Raw genomic sequence first — 18,949 nt, 5'->3', positions numbered from 1 at the left:
GCCCCGATGCCCACCGCCGAGCCGTCCACGGCCCGCACCGCCGCCCCCGGCCACCAGCAGACCGGCTGGGCCAGCCTGTACGTCCACCTGCACTGCGACACCGCAACCACCGACGCCTTCCTCACCGAGGACCTCGCGCCCCTGCTCGACGGCCTCGTGGCCCGGGGCGAGGCGGCCGCCTGGTTCTTCATCCGTTACGGCGAGGGCGGCCCCCACCTGCGCGTCCGCGTCCGCGACCCGCACCCCCGCGCACTGCGGGAGCTTCCCGACGCCCTCTCCCGGGCCGCGGCCGCCCGCCCGGCCACGAGCGGCCCCTGGCCCTCCGCGCACGCCGAGGTCCGCGAGGTCCCCTACGTCCCCGAGACCGAACGCTACGGCGGGCCGCCCGCCCTCCCCGTCGCCGAGGACGTCTTCGTGGCCTCCACCCGGGCGGCCGTCGCGGCCCTGCGCGCCCTGGCCGCCGGCCCGCGCGCCGACCGGCTGACCCTGGCCGCCGACGCCGTGCACACCACGGTGCACGCGCTCGGCCTGGACCCGCTGCGGGCCGGCCGGCTGCTGCGCGCGCACGCCGCCGGCTGGCGCTGGATCACCGAGGTGCCGCTCCTGCCCGGCCGCACCGTCCACGCCCGCGTCAACACGGTGTTCGCCGCGCAGCACACCGCCCTGCGCCGCCGCGCCGACGCCCTGCGCGAAGGCCTCGACCGGGGGACGGCGCCCCCCTGGCAGCGCGACTGGGCGGCCGCCGTCACCGCCGCCGACCACCGGTTGACCGCCCTCCACGACACCCCGCTGCCGTGGGTGTGGGCTTCCCAACTGCACATGCTTCTCAACCGGTTGGGCGTCACCCCCGACGAGGAGCGCGCCGTGTGCCGGCTGGCCGCGCGCACCGCGCTGGAGCCGGACGGCCCGGGGCCCTTCTTCACCGACGGGCACGACGCCCCCGACCGCCGCTACCTGGAGCACAGCAAGTACCCCGTCGGCGCCCTGGACGACACCGCCGTCCGCCCGGGCACCGGCTCGGCCGTTCCCGCACCCTCCCCCCACGAACACGCCCTGCCGCACGGCCCGTTGCCCGACGTGTCCCTGGCGGCCGCCCTGACCTCCCGGACCTCCACGCGCACCCGGCTGGCCGGCCCGCTGGACGCCCGCACGCTGGGCACCCTGCTGTGGGGCGCCCTGGCCGAGAGCCACGTCAGCGAACTGCGGCTGCCGGACGGCGACGTCCGTACGACGGTCCACCGCCCGTACCCCAGCGCCGGCGCCCTGTACACGGCCCGGCTGCGGCTGCTGGCGCTCGGCGTCGACGGCCTGCCACCGGCCACCTACGAGGTCGTACCCGAACGCCGGGTCCTGCGCCCGCTGGGCCCGGCCCCCGACCGGGAGGCCGTCCGGGCGCTGTCGAACTACTTCTCCCAGCCCGCCGACGACCCCGACGGCATCGTCGTGGACGACACCCCGGCCCTGCTCGCCCTCCACCTCGACCTCGGTGTGCTGCGCCGCCGTTACGGCCTGCGCGCCCTGCGCCTGGGACTGCTGGAGTCCGGCCACCTGGCCCAGACGCTGCTCCTGGCGGCCGCCGCCCTGGGGCTGGCCACCGTCCCGGTCAGCGGGTTCCACGACGACCTGGCCGCTGAACTGCTCGGCCTGGACGCCACCGACCAGCCCCTCCAGTACCTGCTGCCGCTCGGCACCCGGGCACCCGTACCGGGGGCAGGACCCGCGCAAGCCGACCCGGCGTCCGGCGGATAGCCGGCCCCGGCGTGGCGGCGGCCTCGGCGGCCGTCAGCGCGTGCGGCCGCCGGAGGCCTCCAGCTGCCGTTCGTCGCGCGGATCCAGCCGGGACAGGCCCGCCTCCAGCTCGTCCAGCACCCGCCGGGCCTCGTCGATCCGCTCGCGCAGCTCGCCCGCCGGATCGGCCGCCGCCCGGTCGGCGCCGGCGCCCGGCACGCCTGCCGCGCGCTCCTCCCGCTGCCGCTCCTTCTCCAGCTCACGCGCCTCGTCGAGCGAGGTGAGGACCACCCCGATCAGCACGTTGACCAGCACGAACGAGGCGAGCAGCACATAGGAGGAGTAGTAGAGCAACGACAGCCGGGAGATCTCCAGACCCGCGTGCACCGCGTCCCCGAAACCGTCCAGGGTCGTCAGCAGGAACAGGGTCAGGGCGGCCCGGCCGATCGAACCGTAGTGCTCCGGGTCGGAGCCGGCGAAGCAGACCCAGCCGACCATCGCGTACACGTACAGCACCAGCGCTCCCACGAACAGGAAGCTGACCGTGCCGGGCAGGCTGCGCCCCACGGCGACGAGCAGGACGCGCAACTGGGGCATGAAGCGGGCACTGCGCAGCACGCGCGCCAGCCGCAGCAGCCGCAGCACGGTGGTGTTCTCCCGGACGAACGGCACGAACGCCGCGACCACCACCGCCAGGTCGAACAGGTGCCACGGATCCCGGAAGAACGCCCTGGGCCGGTCGGCGTGCGCCCCGAGGCGCAGCAGGATCTCCAGACTGAACGCCACCAGGCAGCAGCGCTCGGCGGTTTCGAGCAGCCGGCGGTACTCGGCGGCCAGGCCGTGGTACGTCTCCGCGCCCAGCAGCGCCGCGTTGAGCAGGATCAGCGCGAAGACCATCAGCCCGAAGGCGGGGTCGTCGGTGACCGCCCGGCAGCGCGCCGCCAGCCGTGTACGGCCGGGCCCGGCCGTCGTCATGTACGTCATCGTTGCTGCTCGCCCCTCGTACGGTGTCCCCGACGCGCACCGGCCGCCCGGCCTGGTCCCGGCCCCCGTGGGGCTGGTGATCACGCGTCTGACCGCCCTTGTAACACCCCCCGCCCGCCGGACGGACGGCACGACGCCGCAAGATCCCCCGATAGGGGGCGCGGGGCGTGGCGGAGCCGAACTGGTGCGTGGTCGGCGGGGGGTGCGGCGCGGCGGTCCGCACCGTCGCGAGGGGCTCCCGTCAGTCCAGGTCGCAGTGGTACGTACCGGCCTTGAAGTCGGCGAACAGCGTGTACTCGACGGCGGTACGGGCCTCGGGGACGGCGCCTTGGGGGGCCGTGCCCTCGAGGACGGTGTCCATGTCCACCTCCACCGGTTCCAGGTTCACCAGCGCGTACTCGCCGTAGCCGCCGAAGTCGCCCGGCCCGTCCGCCACGCCGACGTGGATGGGGGTCTCGTCGGGGAGGTCCTGCAGCGCGGCGCGCAGTCGGGCCGCGGTCCACACCTGCGGGGTGTGTTCGAAGGTGTCAGCCATGTGCCGAGGCTAGCGGCGGTACCAGGGCGCGGTGCCGCACCGCGCCGCGCCGCGCCGGACCCGCACCCCGAGTGGCCGCCAGCGCGGCGACCGGCGACCGCGCGGCGGGGTGCGGTGCCGGTGAACTGGTGGCGGACCGGCCACAGCGCGTGAGCTATGTTGGAACTCGAGCAGCAGGATAAGGAGGCGCACCGGTGCCATCGGGGCAGCAGGCACGCGCGCAGGCGGCTGCGATCACGCCCGGAGGGCAGGCGTCCGAGCAGGAACGCGCGCCCGCGGACCGGGTCCGTGCGATGTTCGACGGCCACCGGCTCTCGCCCGGTCAGCGCCGCATCGCGCAGTACCTGATCGATCACCTCACCGAGGCCGCGTTCCTCTCCATCACCGAACTCGCGGAGCGGGCCGGCGTCAGCCAGCCGTCCGTGACGCGCTTCGCCACGTCCCTCGGCTTCAGCGGCTACCCCGCCCTGCGCGACGCGCTCCAGCCCATCGCCCTGAGCAAGGTCGCGGGGTCGCCGGAGAGCCGTGAGGAGATCCGCCGCAACGAGCTCCAGGCCGCCGTCGACGCCGAGATCGAGAACCTGGAGAGCGTGCGGCGCCTGCTCGCCGACACCAACCAGCTCCTCCACATCGGCCGCGAGCTGGCCCACTCGGTGCCGCTGACCGTGCTCGGCCTGCGGATCTCCGTCTCGCTCGCCGAGTACTTCGCGTACGCCGCCCGCCGCATCCATCCCGACGTACGCGTGGTGACACGTGGCGGCAGCGTGGCCTACGACGCCCTGCTGCAGTCGCGGGCCGCCGGCGGGAGCTGGGTGCTGGCCTTCGCCATGCCCCGGCACGCCCAGGAGACCCTGGCCGCCCTGCGCGCCGCCCGCAGCACGGGGCTGCGCATCGCGCTGATCACGGACCTCACGCTGGGGCCGCTGGTGGACGAGGCGGACGTGGCGCTGACCGCCGGGACCGGCTCGCGGCTGGTCTTCGACTCCTACGCGGCGCCCGGGATGCTGGCCGCAGCGCTGCTCCAGGCGATGGCGGACGCCGATCCCGAGCGGACGCAGGCCCGGCTCGAGGGTTACGAGCAGGTTGCCGAACAGCACCGTTTCTTCCTGTAGGGAATGACCCCGTAGGGAATGGCATCGTCCGGTTTGCGTAGGCGATTTTCACTCCGCGATGGCATGAAATTTTTCATTCCCTTGCTTACTCGACGGTATATATATTTACTGCTGATGGCGCTCGGATCACCCGATGCCACGGAGGGCACCTCCCCACGTCCTTCGGAACAGCTCCCGCCCGACGCTCCCCTCCTCCTTGCGTCGTACGAGAGGTGTTCACCCGGGCCTTCGCATCCCGTCAGCGCCCATGGCGGCCTCGGTCGACCCCTAGGCCGGGGCCGCCACATCTCGACCCGAGCTCCGCACTTCGGAAGCGATGAGAATGTCTCAGACCGCCACCACCACGCTCAGCCCTGACTGGCCCTGCCAGGTCAAGGCCCCCGGATCGCACGACTGGGAGCGCACGGCCATCCGCTGGCTGCGCGACCTCCTCCCGGCCCGCTACGCCGGATACCCCACCCTGACCCGGCACCACGCCATCCTGGCCCGGCACGCCCAGCTCCAGCTGGAGCACGAGATGCGCGCGGTGCGCGTGGCGCTGCACACCTGCCGGGCCGAGCTGCCGACGCTGGGCGTGGCCGAGGCCGTCATCGAGAACACCATCCGGATGTACGCCGTCGAGCTGGAGCAGCTCAGCCGCCTCGCCCGCGGCGTCCGCCTCATCACCGAAGCCCTGCGCACCCCGGCGATCGGCGCGCAGCGCCGCCGGTAGGGCCCCCGGGACACCGCCGCCGGGAACGGCCTCGGCGGCTTCCTGTGCGCCCGGCGAGCCCGGCTCCGCCCCGAGGACCAGGGGTTGCCCGCGACCGACCGCCGCAGGGTGCCCGGGCTGCGCCGCGAGGAGGACGGCGATCACCACCCACGACGTCCTGGACTTCGCGACCCTCCAGGGCGCCCGCACCAACGGCCTCGGGGCCGTCACCGGCTCCCTCACCCCGGGCAAGAAGGCCGACCTGCCGGTCGTCCACGCCGAGGAGCCCCACACCATGCCGCTCAACGACCCGATCGGCACCCTCGTGCTGGGCTGCGACGCCCGCAACATCGGCGCCGTCCTCGTGGGCGGTGAACCCCGCACATGGAACGGCCGGGTCCTCGACGTCGACCTGCCCGCCCTGCGCGCCGAGGTGCACGCCTCGCGCGCGTACCTCCTCGACACGCCGACCGCCGCCTGAGCGCCAAGCCCCGGCCGGGGACAGGGCGTCGCTGCCCGTAGGCTGTCCGTCGGCAGCCCCTGCCGACCCTCCCGGAAGGACGCACGCGATGAGTGAGAAGGCCCGCAGGCTGTTCGACGCGCTCGACCTCAACCAGGACGGCACCCTGACCCGCATAGAGGTGATCACCGCCCTGCGCGAGAAGGGCCCCACCCTGGCCGCCGGCGGGCACCTGCCGTTCTGGGGCCTGGGCGACGCCGACGCCGCCTCCGCGCTCTTCGACGCCGCCGACCAGAACGGCGACAACCTGCTCAGCTACGAGGAGTTCGCCCGCGAGATCGACCGCCGCTTCGGCTGGTAGCCCGGCAGCGGGCCGCGCCCCGGGCGCCCGTGGCCGTTGCCCCGCCCCGCTCTTGATCGTTCAGATGGCTGACACGTCAGCCGTCCGACGGGAAGCGAGCGACGGGGATGCGGATGGCACGCAGGACGATTCTGCGGGCGGTGCCCGGCCGCGCGGTCACCGCGCTGCTCGGCCCGGCCCCGGCGCCCGCCGCACCCGCGGCCGGCGCCGGGACCCCGGCAGGCGCCCCCGAGGTCCCCGACGCCCCCGACGGCGTGGTGCGGCTGCGGCTGACCGCCGCGACCAACGGGGCGGCCACCGCGACCGCCGCCGGCGACCGGATCGTCGCCGAGGTGCAGAACGTCCTGTGGTCCGTACCCCCGGACGGCGCGCCGGCCGTCCCGCTCACCCCGCCCGACCTGGAACCGACCCGCCCGGTGTTCTCGCCCGACGGCCGGCGCGTCGCGATGAACGCCTACCGCGGCGGCGCCTTCCACATCTGGGTGATGCACGCCGACGGTTCGGGCCTGCGCGCCCTCACCGACGGCCCCTACGACGACCGCGCCCCGGCCTGGTCGCCGGACGGCCGCACGCTCGCCTTCAGCTCCGAGCGCGACGGCGACCCGGTCGCGGGCACCCCGTACCGGATCTGGACCGTACCCGTGTCCGGCGGCCGTCCCCGCCGCCTGACCGGCCTGCCCGGCCAGGACGGCCCCGGCCAGGGCGGTGCCTTCGAGGACCTCGACCCCGCCTGGTCGGCGGACGGCACCCGGGTGCTGTTCGTCCGCGCCACCGTCACCGTCACCCAGCCCACCGGTGCCCAGCCCGCCGGCACCCAGCTCGTCGCGCGCACGCTCGCCTCCGTCGCCGCCGACGGCACCGGCCCCGTCCGCACCGAGCACACCGTCACCGAGGGCAGCCTGCTGGCCCCGGCGCTCTCCCCGGCCGGCCGCACCGGCTGGCTGCACGCCAGGCCCGCCGTCCGCAGGACCGAGTCCATGACCCTCGTCGTCGACGGCCGGCCCGTCGCCCTCGACGGCGACCTCGCACCCGCCCCGCCCCGCTGGCTCGGCGACGACCGGCTGCTGATCACCCTCGACGGCCGGTTCCGGATCATCCGCCCGCTACGCGTCCGGCCCCGTCTGGTCGCCCGACGGCCGCTTCCTGGCCTGCGTCAGCGAGTCCGCGCTGTGGCTGCTGCCCGTCGCCCCCGACGGAACCCCCGCCGGTCCCGCCCGCCGCCTGACCGACGAACCCGCCGACCACCCCTCCTGGTCCGGTAACTCCCGCACCCTGCTCTACCAGTCCGGCGCCCGGCTGCGGCTGCTCGCCCTCGACGCCGACGGCGCCGCGGCCGGCCCGGCCCGGACCGTCCCCGTCGCCCTGACCCTGCGGCGGCCGGCCCCCGTCGACACCGTCGTGCACGCCGGACTGCTCTGGGACGGCACCGGCTCCGCGCCCCGCGCCGACGTCGACATCCTGATCCGCGGCGGCCGGATCACCGCCGTGGAACCGCACGCGCGCCGCGGGCGCCGGGCCGGCCGCCACGTCGACGCCTCCGCCGGCACCGTCCTGCCGGGCCTGTGGGACTCCCACGTCCACACCTACCCGTACACCTACGGAGCCCGTCAGGGCGCCCTGTACCTCGCCTACGGCATCACCACCACCGTCTCCCTCGGCGGCTCCGCCCACGAACAGGCCCGGATGCGCGAGGGCATCCTGGCCGGCCGGCTCGCCGCCGCCCGGCTGCTGGCCGGCGGCGAGCTCCTCGACGGCTCCCGCGTCGCGTACAGCACGGGCCGCGCCCACCGCACCGCCGAGGGCTTCACCCGGTCCCTGGCCCGGGGGGCGGAGCTGGACTGGGACGTCGTCAAGACCTACGTCCGAGCCCCCTACCCGCAGATGGAGGAGGCCGCGCGGTTCGCCCACGAACGGCTCGGCGTGCTGGCCGGCTCGCACCTGTGCGCCCCCGGCATCCAGTCCGGGCAGGACCTGACCACCCATCTCGTGGCCACCGAGCGCGTCGAGTACGGCCACGGCGCGACCCCGCGGGGCAATACCCACCAGGACATCCTCCAGGTGTACTGCCGTGGCGGCTTCCACCTGATCGCCACCCCCTTCCACGCCCTCCCGCTGATCGGCGCCGATCCCGCGCTCGCCGACGACCCCCGGGTGGCCGCCCTGATGCCGCCGTGGGACCTCGCCGCCGTCCGCACCGCCGCAGCCCGGCCGCCGCACGCCGACGAACTGGCCACCCTGGAACGGGAGATCGGCGTCTACCGGCAGGCCGTTCTCGGCGGCGCCCAGCTGCTGCTGGGCACCGACGCACCGCTGGTCCCGGCCGGCCTCCACCTCCACCTGGGCCTGCGGGCCCTGCACCGGTACGGCATGAGCCCGGCCGAGGCCCTGACCACCGTCACCCGCACCCCCGCCCGCGTGTTCGGCGTCGCGGACCGGCTCGGCACGGTGGAGGCGGGCAGGATCGCCTACCTCACCCTCGTGGACGGGGACCCCTTCACGGACTTCGCGTCTCTCGTCCGGGTACGGGCTGCCGTACGCGGCGGCTCCCTGCACGAGGCGGCCGCCCTGACGGCGGCGTACCCCGCGCCCGCCGCACGCGCGGCCGCCCCCGACGAGGACTGGGCCGCGGCCGCCCGGCAGATGCTCCGCGACAGCTGCTGCCCCGACGGGTACGGCGCCGGAGGCTGACCCGGCGACCGGCGCCCGGCGACCGGCGACCGGAACCGAGGGGGGCGGACGGCGGGGCCTCCGGCTGTGCGGTACCCGCGCGAACGGCACGCGCCGGAAGTCCCTACGATGGCCAGCCATGAACACCAGTGAGGATGGCAGACGGGTCGTCGACGGCCGCTTCGAGCTGCTCGGGCGTCTGGGCAGCGGCGGCATGGGAACGGTCTGGCGGGCCAGGGACATCGGCCTGCAACGGGAAGTGGCGCTCAAGGAGGTCCGCCCGGCCGACCCGGCGATGGCCGAGGCCAACCCGGAGCTCGCCCTTCAGCTGCGCCGGCGCGCGATCCGCGAGGCCCAGGCCCTGGCCCGGCTCGCCCACCCCAACGTCGTCTCCATCCACCAGATCATCGAGCCGGACGACGGCTCGCACCCCTGGATCGTGATGGAACTGGTCCGGGGCGGCTCCCTGTACGACCGCATCGCACAGGGACCGCTGCCCACCCCGGACGTCGTCCGCATCGGCCTGGACGTGCTGTCCGCGCTGCGCGCGGCGCACGCCGCGGGCGTCCACCACCGCGACGTCAAGCCCGCCAACATCCTGCTGCGCCCGGACGGCAGCGCCGTCCTCACGGACTTCGGGATCGCGGCGCTGCGCGAGTCCACCAGCCTGACCGCGCCCGGCGACCTCGTCGGCTCGCCCGAGTACATCGCCCCGGAGCGGGTGCGCGGCCAGGAGGGCAACCCCGCCTCCGACCTGTGGTCGCTGGGCATGACCCTGTACGTCGCCGCCGAGGGCGCCCATCCGCTGCGCCGCGAGACGGCGCTGGCCACCGTCGTCGCCGTCCTCGACGAGCCGATCCCCTACCCCGCCCGCTCGGGCGGGCTGGCCCCCGTCCTCGGCGAGCTCCTCGTCCGCGACACGGCCGCCCGCCCGGATGCCGAGCGTCTGGAGGCGCTGCTGCGCGGGGTGCGGGCCGGTTCACCGCCGCCGCCCGCACTCAGCGTCCCCGCCGGCTACGGCCCGGCCCCCGCGCCCGCCGCGCCGTACGCCCCGACCCCGGCCCCGGCCCCGCCGGTCTTCGGGCCGCCGTCCGCTGCCGCGGGCGCGCCCCACGGCGCCGTGACGGTCGCGGCACCGGTGCCGTGGCCCAACCCGCGGCCGTGGGCACGGCCGCTCATCGCCGCCTGGCTGGCCGCCGTCCTGGTCGCGGGCGTCGTCGTCGCGGTCCGGGCGTGGCTGCCGGACGGCGCCGAGGGCAAGGGCGGCACCGACAAGGGCGGCGCGGTCGTCGCCGACCGCCCCGGCCCGACCACGAGTACCGGTGGCGCCCCGGCCCCGTCCGGGCCGGGCACGGCCACCGCGCCGGCGGCGCGCACCGGCGCCGGGCAGGGCGACCTGCACACCCCGGCGGGCGCGCGGGCGATGGTGGCCGCCGTCCGGCAGGCGAGCGGCGGCGGGAGCGTGACCCGGGCGGTCATCTATCCCACGTACGCCTCGGCGACGGTCCCGGTCAAGGACCACCCCACCGCCGGCCAGGGCTGGGACTACCGCGACGGCGCCGCCAAGAAGAGCATCATCACCACTCCGGTCCCCGCCGGGGCCGTGCTCATCGACCTGGAGAAGGTCGACTGGGACATCGTGCCCGGTCTGATCAAGGAGGCCGAGGCCAAGCTCGGCGTGAAGGACCCGACCACGCGTTACCTCATCGTCGAGCCCGACCTCTTCGACAAGAAGGTGCCGACGGTGAAGGTCTACATCAGCAACGAGTACCACGAGTCCGGGTACCTCGTCGCCGGCCTCGACGGCAAGGTGACCAAGACGTATCCGGTCGGCTGACGCCCGCCGCGGCCCGGTGCCGGGCCGGTCCGCGCCCGGCTCACCGGCCCCGCAGGACCGTCGCCAGCTGGGCCCGCGAGCGGACGTCGAGCTTCTGGTAGATCCGCGTGAGGCGGGCCTCGACGGTCTTGACGCTCAGGAACAGCTTGGCCGCCGCCTCCTGGTTGCTGGCCCCCTGGCTGACCAGCACCGCGAGCCGCGCCTCGCCCTCCGTCAGGGCCGCGACCGCGTCGTCACCGGACCCGCGTGCGTCCGCCCGCGCGCGGTCCGCGCCCGCCGCGTTCCCCGGGCTCTCGCGGGCCAGTTCGGCCCACGGGTGCGCGCCCGCCCGCGTGAACACCTCGGCCGCGCCGTACAGGGCGGCGCGCGCGGGGGCCCGCCGGCGGCGGCGCCGCTCGGCCCGGGCCAGCGCCAGCAGCGTGCGGCCGTGCTCCAGCGGCAGCCCGAGCGCCTCGAACCGTTCGGCCGTCGCCCGCAGCAGCGCCACCGCGGCATCGGCCTCGCCGGACGCCGACAGCAGCAGCCCCCGGGCCCGGTCGAGGGCGGTGACCACACTGGTCCGGCCGAGACCGGCCGCCACCGCGTGCACCGACGCGAGCAGTTCCGCCGCCTCCTCCAGGGCGTCCGCGGCCACCAGTGCCTCCGCCAGCTCCCCGTGCCAGCGCAGGATCGACGGGTCCACGACCTGCTGCGCGGCCTCCAGCCCGGCCACCCGGCGCAGCGTCGCCACCGCCTTCACGGTCTCCCCGGTGGCCAGTTCGACCAGCCCCAGTGCGTACAGGCTGCGGGAGAGGAACACCTGGTCGCGTTCCTCCTCCGAGGCCTGCACCCCGCGCCGGGCGTACCCGGCCGCCCGGGCGAAGCTGCCGGCCATGGATTCGGCCGTCGCCGCGACGTACCAGGCGGGACCGGGCGAGAGCCCCGCCTCGATGGTCAGCTCCAGGGCGCGCCGCGCGTGCGCCGCGCCCGCCGCGCACCGGCCCCGCCGCAGTTCCACCTCGGCGAAACTGCGCAACACCTCGAAGACGTCCTCCGCCGAGCCGGTGCGCTCCACCGCTGGCAGCAGCACCAGCAGCTGCTCGCGGGCGTCGTCGAGCCGGTCGTCGAACAGGGCGTGGCGCACCGCCAGGTACTGCGGCGCGTTGCGCATGCCGAGCGGCACCTCGGGCGCGGGCAGCGCCAGCGCCCCGGCCAGGATGTCCTCGGCCTCCGCGTCGCCCAGGATCCGCCCCATCCGGGCCCGTACGGTCAGGGCCATGGCCTCGGCCACCTGGTCGCCGCCCTCGGCGGCCAGCACCCCGGCCTCGGCCGCCGCGGCCCGTGAGCGCACCGGGTCGCCGTCGCTGAGGTTGAGTTTCCACGCGACCCGCAGCTGTACGGCGGCCTGCAGGGACGGATCGCCGGCGGCGTCGGCCCGGGCGTGCGCGAAGGTCTCGTCCAGGTCGGCCAGCGCCTGGCCGGCCGCGTCGATGACGGCGAGCCGCACCCGTACCCGGTCGGCGGGGGAGGCCTCGCGGGCGAGGACCGCCCGGGCCGCGCGGCGGGCGAGGTCGGCCCGCCCGGACCAGCCCGCGTCCTCGGCGGCGGCGACCAGACGGGCCAGTTCCGCCGCGGGCCGGTCCACCGGGGTCACGTCCGCGGCCAGCAGCCCCAGTTCGGCGGCGAGCGCCCGGTCGCCCCGCCGCCGGCAGGCCGCCGCGGCCCCGCTGACCTCGGCGGCGAGCCGCTCGTCGGGGACGTCCACGGCCAGCGCCCGGTGCCGTACGGCCTGCACCGGATCGTCGACCGCGACGGCGAGCGCGGCGTGCGCGGCGGCCCGTTCCGGCCAGCCCGCGTCGGCGGCCAGCGCGGTGGGCAGGGCACCGGCTGTGAACGCCACCGTGCCGTCCGCGGCCACGGTGACCAGCGCGGCCCGCTCGGCCTCGGCGAGTTCCCCCTCGGCGTCGGGGCGGCCGGCCCGGCGCAGCAGCGCGGTGGTCGGACGGGCGGCCAGGGCCGCGAGCAGCAGGGTGCGGCGGGCGCGGGCCGGGGCCTCGGCGAGCAGCAGCCGGGCCACCTCGCGGGCCTGCCCGGACACGGGCAGCGTGTCGGCGTGGTGGGCCGCGGCGCCGTCCCGGGCCTCGGCCAGGGAGTGTCCCAGGGCCAGGGCGAGCCGGGGGTTGCCGCCACTCGCCTGATGGATACGGCCGGCGAGGCGGGCCGGCAGTCCGTGCCGCAGCAGGAGTTCGGCCAGCTCGTCGGCGCCGAGCGGCGGGACCCGGATGCCCGGGGTGTCCGGTCCGCACAGGGACCCGGCGACCGGCAGACCGCCCTGGAGGCACTCGGCGACCAGCACGCGGACGCCGGGCGGGGTCAGACGGAACGCGAAGCGCAGCAGATCGGCGCTCTCGGAGTCCAGCCACTGCGCGTTGTCCAGCACGATCAGGACCGGACTGCGGGCGGCCAGCGTCCGCAGCACCTCGACGACGGCGAGCCGCAGCGCGACGTGGTCGCGGCCGGCCACCGGCGCGTCGGCCTCGCGGCGCAGCAGCGCGATGGCCGTGCGCTGCGGCCCGGCGAGCGCCTCGAGGACCCCGCAGGGCACCGAGGTCAGCAGCGCCGCGGCGGCGGCCTCGGGTATCCAGCGGTCGGCGGCCTCCGGCGCCAGCCGCAGGACCGACTCGCCGCGGGACTCCGCGGCGGCCGCGACGGCGTCCGCCACCCGTGTCTTGCCGGCCCCCGCGGGGCCGGTGAGGACGGCGCGCCCGTGCGTGGTCAGCGCGCGGTCGACCGCCTCGATCAGTTCGCCGTGTCCGACGGTCGCGTCAGCGTTCCCCGTCGCCGCCACGCACTGCCACCAGCCTCTCGCTCCCCGGTTCCTGTGCCTCTTCTGTGAGCGCGAGAATACGAGGTCGGCGGGGTGGCGGGTCCGCATTGTGACGCAGAAATCAGTCGGGCGGCAGGAAAACCCGTGGGTCCGCCGGTGAGGGACGTACCGGCGGACCCACGGGCCGAGTTGGTCCGGACCTCTTGGTCGAGGAGGTCCGGACCTTTTGTGGGGGGTGGCGGTTCTCGGGTGACCTAGAAGCCGAGGCTCCAGGAGTCGATGTAGCCGGTGTCGGCGGCGGCGACGTCCTGGACGCGCAGCTGCCAGGTGCCGTTGGCGGTCCACGCGGAGGCGTCCACCGTGTACGTGGTGATCACGTTGGCGGCGCTGTCGCCCGAGGAGGCCTGCAGGCGCTTGGTCGCACCGCCGGGGCCGACCAGGTCGATGACCAGGTCACCGCGGTAGCTGTGCTTGATGTCGACGTTCACCTTGAGGGCGGCCGGGGCGTTGCCGGTGCGGCCGGTGACGTTGATCGAGGAGGAGACGGCGCCGCCGTTGTCCGGGATCGCCACATCGGTGGTGTTCTCGAACGCCGGGGTGACCGGACCCGAGGTCACGGCCGCGACGGTCTTGGCCGCGTCGGCCAGGCCGGCGCCGCAGCCACCGGTGCAGGTACCGGCCAGCGGGCGGGCGTTGGCCTTGATGGCCGACTCGATCTGCGCCGGGGTGAGCGCGGAGTTCGCCGACTTCATCAGCGCGGCGAGCCCGGCGACGTGCGGGGCGGCCATGCTGGTGCCCTGGTAGGGCTTGTAGTTCTCGGCGCCGGGGGTGGTGGTGCCGGTGTTCAGGGTGGAGAGGATGGCGTTCTCGGGGGTGGTGACGGTGCCGGGCGTGTCGGTGGCGCGGCGGGTCTCACCGCCCGGGGCGGCCACGTCGATGACCGTGCCGAAGTTGGAGTAGTACGAGCGGTCGCCGGCCCGGTTGGAGGCGGCCACGTTGATCACGTTGTTGCAGCTCGCGGGGGAGAACCCGGCGGCGTCGGAGTTGCTGTTGCCCGCGGCGACCACGACGGTCGTGCCACGGCCCACGGCCGCGTTGATGGCGTTCTGGTACGTCGCGCTGCACGCGCCCGGACCGCCCAGGCTCATGTTGATGACCTTGGCCGGGGTGGCGTTCGCCGGGACGCCGGAGACCGAGCCGCCCGAGGACCAGGTGATCGCGTCGACGATGTCGGAGGTCGCACCTCCGCACTTGCCGAGCACGCGCACCGGCTGGATCTTCGAGCCGTACGCGATACCGGCGACGCCCTTGGAGTTGTTCGTGGCGGCCGCGATGGTGCCCGCCACGTGGGTGCCGTGCCAGGAGGAGTCGCTGGCCTTGGAGCCGATGCCGCACTCGCCGGCGGCGGTCCAGTCGCCCTGGTCGGCCGGGTTGTTGTCGCGGCCGTTGCCGTCGCGGGCGCTGGAGGAGCTGGAGATGAAGTCGTAGCCGGCGACGACGTTGGCGGCGAGGTCCGAGTGCGCGACGTAGCCGGTGTCGATGACGGCCACGGTGACGCCGGCACCGGTGGTGGTGTTCCACGCGGCCGGGACGTTCATGCCGGCGGTGGGCTCGAAGAGGTCCCACTGCTTGGCGTAGTCGGTGTCGTTCGGGGTGGCGAGCGGGTACGCGCGGGTGTCCGGCTCCACGTAGGCCACGTCCGGGTCGGTGCGGAACTGCGCCATCACGTCGGCCGCTTCGGCCGGGGTGAGGGTGCCGCCGAGGTCGACGAGCGCGGCTCCGGTGCCCAGGCGCCGCTCGAAGCCGACGTTCTTGCCGGCCTTCTTGCCCTTGGCCTTGGCGTCGCCGGCGGCCGCGTCGTTGGAGGAGGCCTCCGAGGCGCTCGACTTGTATCCGACGATCACGTTCTCCACCGGCGCGGCGGGCAGCGGGACGCCCGCGGCGGCCGCGGCCTGGCCGGGGACGGGGGACGGCTGCTCCTGTGCCAGGGAAGTGGTGGCGGTTCCGCCGAGCAGAGCGGCGGAGACGGCCACCACGGATATGAGACGTCGTCCGGATGGGTGCACGGTGTTCCCTTCGCGGCCGTTTCCGGGCATGCCGGAATGACCGGTTGGTGCGGTGTGGGAGGTTACGGCGGCCACGGGGCCGGGAATCCCTCCCCGGCACCGTCGCGCACCACGCTGCCCGGGCACACGCGGCGGCGGGCCCGGGGCAACGGCGTACCGGGACACGACCTGCCGCACGGGGTCCCGCCCTGTGGGGGTGGCGGGCGAACCGCTTGGCCTGAAGAGATCGCCGGTGGGCAGACAGTAGGCAACGGCGGGATGAACCCGATACAGGGAAAACCCTTGTCCGCCCCCTCGGGACCCTCCCCGACCCTCATCCGGACACCGCTCCAGCGGCCCTCAACTTCCATGAGGATAAAGGGAGTTGACTGTCAACCCGAAAATGTGCGGCAAGGGAAGAGTTCACATGCCAGACACATGTGTCCGAAATCCGGACGCGATACCACGGATGCCGGACAGTGCCCGTCGGCGCGCCGAAAAGCGGTGCGCGGGGGTTACGTGCTGCGGGGTCACGCGCTGGGGTGCAGCCGCCCCGGCACGCGGTGCGCGGCCCGCGCCGTACCGAGGGCGCTGCCGCGCTGCCAGGTCCGCCAGTCCACGTTCCAGTCGCCGTAGCCGTTGTCGAACGGACTCATCCGGTCCCCGCCGCTGTTGACCACCTCGACGATGTCGCCCTCGCGCACGGTGTCGTAGAACCACCGGGCGTCGCTGGTGCTCATGCCCGTGCAGCCGTGGCTGACGTTCTCCTCGCCCTGCGACTGGACCGACCAGGGCGCGGCGTGCACGTACTCCCCGCTCCAGGTGACCCGGGTCGCGTAGTAGACCGGCAGGTCGTAGAACTCCGTGGTGCCGCGCGCGATCCCGACGCTGTCCCCGCGCATCCGGACCTTGTACTCCTTGCGCAGGACCACCTTGATGCCGCTGCGCGTACGGAAGCCCGCCTTGCCGGTGGTGACCGGGATCGTCCGGATGACCCGGCCGTTGCGGCGCACGGTCATCGTGTGCGTGGCGGAGTCGGTGACCGCCTCGATGCGGTCCCCGATGGTCAGGTGCAGGGGCTCGGACGCGCCGCCGTAGCGGTCGTCGCCGAGTTCGACCCCGTCGAGCCCGCTGCGGACGCTGATCTCGGTGTGCGCGGGCCAGAAGTCCACCGGCCGGTAGTGCAGGTTGCGGTCGTCCACCCAGTGCCAGGCGCCCTCCACGCGGGGCTCCGACGTCACCTCCAGGGCCTGCTCCACGCGGGCGCGCACGTCCGGGTCGCTCTCCGGGATCCCGTCGCTGAGCGTGGCGGTCACGATCTGGCCCGCGCCGTACGTCCCCGGGCCCGGCCCGAACTCGACCGTGAGCCGTTCGCCGTCGCGGTCCGCGGGCGGCGAGGTGCGGAACACGGTGGTCGCCGCGACCGGCCGGCCCACCACGTCCTGGGCGTAGGCCCGGACCGTGTAGACCTCACCCGCCCGCAGCGGCTCGGAGTTGAGCCAGCGCTCGCCCTCGCGGCCGAGTTCCCCGGCGAGGTGCCGCCCGTGCCCGTCGTGCACGGTGACGTCGGTGAGCCGGCCCTCGTCGGCGAGGGTGATGTGCAGCGGGCCGGCGGCGTCCGCGGCCGGGATGACCGTCGGGCGCCCGCCCGAGGCCGTGGCCAGCACCCGGCTCCCTTCCAGGGCCGTGCCCACCAGCAGGGCGACCGGGGTGCCGGCGGCGGGTTCGCCCGCCACCGCCGCGGCGGCGTCGGCCACCCGCAGCGCCCCCGGCGCGGCGGCGCCGACCAGCAGCCCCCCGGCCAGCAGGGTCGCGGCACCCCGCTTCACGCTCTGCCTGCTCCGCGACCTCGCCACGCGCTCCTCCTGATGATCCCGTGCGGCACTGGAGGGCAGTATGAAAACAATGTTGAGCAGGAAGGATGATCGTCAACTCGGTCGCTGGGCCCGAACGGGCACCCAAGTGAACCCGGACAGACCAGTGCTGGGGCGGGTGTGAGACTCCGTCAGGAACGGAACACGGCGGCGAGGTGCGCGGCCAGGGCGTGCGGGTCCGGCGGGGACAGCCGGGCGCCGAGGTAGCCGTCGGGGCGCACCAGGAAGGCGGTGGGCCCACGCACCGCGTAGAGCCGGGCGAACTCGCCGTCGCCGTCGCGGTACACCGGCCCCCCGTCGCCGGGCGCCCGGGCCGCCGGCCCGGGCAGCAGCGTGCAGGTCGTGACCCGGCCGTGCGACACCTCCCGGGCGACGGCGGCGAGTTCGGCGAACCCGTCGGACGCGGCGCGGCCGCCCGGCGCGCCCGCTCCCTCGGCTCCCGGGTGCAGCAGCAGCACGTGCTCGCGCTCGCGCAGCAGGTCGTACAGCCGCAGCGGGAACGCGGCGATCTCCTGCGTCAGGCCGGCGCAGTCCGGAGCCCGGTCGCCGGCGTCCGGCCCCGGTCCACGGCCCCGCGCCGCCACGACCGGGCTGTCCCGGTAGTCGATGAGCAACTGGGCCTCGCGCAGCAGCAGGGTCCGCGGGTCGTCCGGGTCGGCGTCCATGCCCTCGGTCGCGTGCCGGACGGTCCGGGCGACGACCTCCGCCCCGACCGGGCGGCGCTCGGCGTCGTAACTCGCCAGCAGCCGGGGATGGGCGGCGCCCCGGACCGCCAGGGCGAGCTTCCAGGCCAGGTTGGCGGCGTCCTGGACCCCGGTGTTCATGCCCTGCGCGCCCGTCGGCGGGTGGATGTGCGCGGCGTCCCCGGCGACGAAGACGCGGCCCTCGCCGTACCGGTCCACCTGGCGGTGGCTGATGCGGAAGACCGACGACCAGCGCAGGGCCGACGCGGTCGTGGGCCGCGGGGAGAGCCGGTCCAGGGCCGCCTGGACGTGGCGGAGCTCCGGGGCCCGGCCGCCCTCCAGGCCGTGGCTCACGGCGTCGGGGCCGTCCGCCGGGAGCGCGATGCGCAGCTCGGGCGGTACCAGCATCGACATCCGGTACCGGCCGTCGCCGGGGAGCGGGATGCACACCAGCAGGTCGTCGACCGCGCCGTCGCTGCCGTGGTGCACGGACCGGACGCCGTAACCGGCAGGCAGGTCCCAGTCGACCGCCACGTCCGCGAGCATGTACTCGTCGGGGAAGGCCCCGCCCTCGAAGGTGAGCCCGAGCTTCTTGCGGACGACGCTGTGCGCCCCGTCGCAGCCCACCAGGAACCGGGTCCGCACCTCCTCCCGGGCCCCGGAGGCGGTGCCGAGCGTACTGGTGACCCCGGCGTCGTCCTGGGTGAACGACAGCAGTTCGGTGCCGCGCTCGATGCCTGTGCCGAAGCGGGCGAGGAACTCCTCGAGGATCCGCTCGGTCTCGTACTGCGGCAGCGCGGCGAAGCCGTACGGCACCTCGGGCGGCAGCGTGAGGTCGATCCGGGCCCGCTCGGCGCCGTCGACGTACAGCAGCTGTCCGCGCAGCGGGACGGCCGCCTCCAGGGCGGACCGGACCAGGCCCATCCGGTCCCACAGCTCCAGGGTGCGCGGCTGGATGCCCACGGCCTTCGCGTACGGCAGCCGCGCCGGCAGCCGGTCGACGATCCGGCAGTCGATCCCGCGCCGGCGCAGTTCGACGGCCGCGGTGAGCCCGACCGGCCCGGCGCCCACCACCAGGACGTCCGATCCGTATGTTCCGTCCGATCCGTACGTTCCGTCCGAAGCGTCGGTGCGCGCCATGGCGTCTCCCGTCGTGAGCCCCCGCG

Annotated in this window: 12 protein-coding genes and 1 pseudogene; 7 read left to right on the top strand and 6 right to left on the bottom strand. The window is 75.4% G+C overall.

What is annotated here, in order from left to right; all coding sequences use genetic code 11:
* Nucleotides 1–6 precede the first annotated feature (6 nt).
* Entirely contained in the window at nt 7–1,749 is a 1,743-nt protein-coding gene (locus ACIPXB_RS20270) for a thiopeptide-type bacteriocin biosynthesis protein (protein WP_401451701.1), read from the top strand.
* A 33-nt stretch (nt 1,750–1,782) separates the two neighbouring features.
* Here the strand turns inward: ACIPXB_RS20270 and ACIPXB_RS20265 are convergent, their stop codons facing one another.
* Nucleotides 1,783–2,712, bottom strand: a complete 930-nt coding sequence (locus tag ACIPXB_RS20265) for an ion transporter (protein WP_401451699.1) — start codon at nt 2,710–2,712, stop codon at nt 1,783–1,785.
* Nucleotides 2,713–2,953: 241 nt separating this feature from the next.
* Complete coding sequence (locus ACIPXB_RS20260; RefSeq protein ID WP_401451698.1) at nt 2,954–3,247, bottom strand: DUF6225 family protein; 294 nt, start codon at nt 3,245–3,247, stop codon at nt 2,954–2,956.
* Between the two features lie 194 nt (nt 3,248–3,441).
* Here ACIPXB_RS20260 and ACIPXB_RS20255 point away from each other — a divergent pair, with 194 nt between their 5' ends.
* The 6 genes and pseudogenes from ACIPXB_RS20255 (at nt 3,442) to ACIPXB_RS20230 (ending at nt 10,375) form a co-directional block, all read left to right on the top strand.
* A complete protein-coding gene (locus ACIPXB_RS20255) occupies nt 3,442–4,359 on the top strand; it encodes a MurR/RpiR family transcriptional regulator (protein ID WP_401451696.1) in 918 nt (305 codons plus the stop codon).
* Between the two features lie 322 nt (nt 4,360–4,681).
* Nucleotides 4,682–5,071: a hypothetical protein gene (locus ACIPXB_RS20250; protein ID WP_401451694.1), complete on the top strand. Its 390-nt coding sequence runs from the start codon at nt 4,682–4,684 to the stop codon at nt 5,069–5,071.
* A 139-nt stretch (nt 5,072–5,210) separates the two neighbouring features.
* Nucleotides 5,211–5,531, top strand: coding sequence for an amidohydrolase family protein (locus ACIPXB_RS20245; protein WP_401451752.1), 321 nt, complete (start codon nt 5,211–5,213; stop codon nt 5,529–5,531).
* A gap of 88 nt (nt 5,532–5,619) precedes the next feature.
* Complete coding sequence (locus ACIPXB_RS20240) at nt 5,620–5,871, top strand: EF-hand domain-containing protein (RefSeq protein ID WP_401451692.1); 252 nt, start codon at nt 5,620–5,622, stop codon at nt 5,869–5,871.
* Between the two features lie 107 nt (nt 5,872–5,978).
* A pseudogene (locus ACIPXB_RS20235) lies at nt 5,979–8,559 on the top strand (amidohydrolase family protein).
* A gap of 118 nt (nt 8,560–8,677) precedes the next feature.
* On the top strand, nt 8,678–10,375 hold the full coding sequence (locus ACIPXB_RS20230) for a serine/threonine-protein kinase (protein ID WP_401451690.1): 1,698 nt from the start codon (nt 8,678–8,680) through the stop codon (nt 10,373–10,375).
* Nucleotides 10,376–10,415: 40 nt separating this feature from the next.
* On the opposite strand, the gene ACIPXB_RS20225 is transcribed toward ACIPXB_RS20230, so the two are convergent.
* The 4 genes from ACIPXB_RS20225 to ACIPXB_RS20210 form a co-directional block, all read right to left on the bottom strand.
* Nucleotides 10,416–13,202, bottom strand: a complete 2,787-nt coding sequence (locus ACIPXB_RS20225; RefSeq protein WP_401451688.1) for an AAA family ATPase — start codon at nt 13,200–13,202, stop codon at nt 10,416–10,418.
* A 233-nt stretch (nt 13,203–13,435) separates the two neighbouring features.
* Nucleotides 13,436–15,277: a S8 family serine peptidase gene (locus ACIPXB_RS20220; protein WP_401451686.1), complete on the bottom strand. Its 1,842-nt coding sequence runs from the start codon at nt 15,275–15,277 to the stop codon at nt 13,436–13,438.
* Between the two features lie 479 nt (nt 15,278–15,756).
* Nucleotides 15,757–17,082, bottom strand: coding sequence for an Ig-like domain-containing protein (locus ACIPXB_RS20215; protein WP_401451684.1), 1,326 nt, complete (start codon nt 17,080–17,082; stop codon nt 15,757–15,759).
* A 149-nt stretch (nt 17,083–17,231) separates the two neighbouring features.
* On the bottom strand, nt 17,232–18,923 hold the full coding sequence (locus tag ACIPXB_RS20210; RefSeq protein ID WP_401451682.1) for an FAD-dependent monooxygenase: 1,692 nt from the start codon (nt 18,921–18,923) through the stop codon (nt 17,232–17,234).
* Nucleotides 18,924–18,949: the final 26 nt, after the last annotated feature.

Source organism: Streptomyces sp. NPDC090022, from assembly GCF_044748145.1.
Lineage (GTDB): Bacteria > Actinomycetota > Actinomycetes > Streptomycetales > Streptomycetaceae > Streptomyces.
The sequence above is the reverse complement of the archived record's forward strand: the minus strand, read 5'-3'. Positions and strand labels throughout refer to the sequence as shown.